Below are 696 nucleotides of genomic sequence, written 5' to 3'. Positions count from 1 at the left end.
TTCCCGCAATCGATCACCACCCCGCTGGGTAGCACCCTGACCATCACCGGGTTCAACGCGGCGACCGGCGTGGTCAGCTACAGCTACACGCAGGTCGATAACGAAGCCCACCCAACTGCCAACGGCGCCAACACATTGCCCGAGCAGTTCGCCGTGACCGTGGTCGACGACAACGGCACCACTGCCACCGGTTCTCTCGACGTGAACATCGTCGACGACCTGCCCAACGCCGTGGGCGACAACAATGGCACCGCCTCGGAAACCCTGCTGACGCTCAACGGCAACGTGCTGAGCAACGACGTGCAAGGTGCTGACCGCGTGACGCTCGGCGAAAACGCCGGCCCGATCACCCCCGGCACCTTCACCGGCACCTACGGCACCCTGGTGCTGAATGCCAACGGCACTTACACCTACACCCTCAACACCAGCGATGCCGACTTCAAGGCGTTGCACGGTGGCGGCAATGGCACCGAAACCTTCGCCTATACGCTGACAGACGCCGATGGCGACAGCAGCACCGCCAACCTGGTGCTGCAAATCCACAACAACGATGACCCGATCACGATTGGCGGTTTGAATACCGGGGACGGTGAGTTGACCGTCTTCGAGAAAAACCTCAGCGACGGCAGCAACCCCAACGCGTCGGCCCTGACCCAGAGCGGCACCTTCACCGTCACTGCACTCGACGGTGTAACG

General features: G+C 62.5%; 1 protein-coding gene. It reads left to right on the top strand.

Annotated features, from left to right (window positions below):
* Positions 1–696, top strand: a 696-nt coding sequence (locus AC1RDQ_RS28510; protein WP_492588756.1) for a cadherin-like domain-containing protein, incomplete at both ends; no start/stop codon positions are given.

The organism is Pseudomonas sp. GW823-FHT02E01, from assembly GCF_058797535.1.
Note: the sequence above shows the minus strand (reverse complement) of the source record. Positions and strands in the feature narration are given on the sequence as shown.